Here is a 759-nt window from a genome sequence, read left to right as displayed (position 1 = left end):
TCGGGGTTTCTCGGAATACAATTAGTTCTATTGAAACTGGACAATTTAATCCAACAGCAAAATTGGCATTAGTGCTTTGTATAGCTTTAGATAAAAAATTTGAAGAATTATTTTATTTTGATTAAAGGAGAGAACGATTATGGAATTAGAGGAATTGATTGTTGAAATAGTTATAGGATTGTTTTTACTTTTTATATCTTATCAAATAGGAATAAAAGAGAATATTACTTTATTACATGGTTATCATTATACACAACTTGACCCTAAAGATAAAAAGGTGTTTACAAAAAAAATAGGAATAGGCACTTTACTGGTTAGTATTGGTATTCTTGTTATGCCGATTATCAATTTAATCTCTCATTCTGAATTAGGCTATTACATAGGTCTTATTTTGATTGTTGTAGGAGTGTTTTATATCATATTCATCATTGTAAAATACAACGGAAAACTTATTAGCTTTAAAAAGTAGAATTGAGGTATGAATATGATAGGACTGAACAAAAGAGATATAAAAAAGGCATTGAAAGCTGGTGCAAAAGCTGGCGGTGTATCATTGGCTGATGTTCGGGCGGATATTGAAGCTACGATTGATGAAGCTATGAATAGCACCGACCCAGAGGTGCAGGCAAATTTCAAAAAGTATTTTGGGAATAAACGCCCTACACCAGAAGAATATATTTATATCATTACGAAAAAGACAAAGGCAAAATTATAATAAAAGGGTCGTGGAAATGCTTCACAAAATTGTGATCTGCATTA

At 31.1% G+C, this 759-nt stretch carries 3 protein-coding genes; all 3 read left to right on the top strand.

Annotated elements, in window-relative coordinates:
• Positions 1–125: helix-turn-helix transcriptional regulator (locus DWW13_RS12195; RefSeq protein WP_118720189.1), on the top strand; the 125-nt coding region annotated here is incomplete at its 5' end.
• Positions 126–139: 14 nt separating this feature from the next.
• Entirely contained in the window at positions 140–469 is a 330-nt protein-coding gene (locus DWW13_RS12190; RefSeq protein ID WP_009243023.1) for a DUF3784 domain-containing protein, read from the top strand.
• 15 nt (positions 470–484) lie between these two features.
• Positions 485–715 (top strand): hypothetical protein, encoded by a 231-nt coding sequence (locus DWW13_RS12185; protein WP_003060191.1) that lies wholly within the window; start codon positions 485–487, stop codon positions 713–715.
• The last annotated feature ends 44 nt before the right edge of the window (positions 716–759 follow it).

The sequence above is a fragment of the Blautia sp. AF14-40 genome (assembly GCF_003479665.1).
Lineage (GTDB): Bacteria > Bacillota > Clostridia > Lachnospirales > Lachnospiraceae > Fusicatenibacter > Fusicatenibacter saccharivorans.
This window is presented reverse-complemented; position numbering and strand designations above follow the sequence as displayed.

What these genes read in the sequence shown, in the direction of transcription:
- DWW13_RS12190 (WP_009243023.1), top strand. Translation starts at nt 140, where the DNA reads ATGGAATTAGAGGAATTGATTGTTGAAATAGTTATAGGATTGTTTTTA.
- DWW13_RS12185 (WP_003060191.1), top strand. Translation starts at nt 485, where the DNA reads ATGATAGGACTGAACAAAAGAGATATAAAAAAGGCATTGAAAGCTGGT.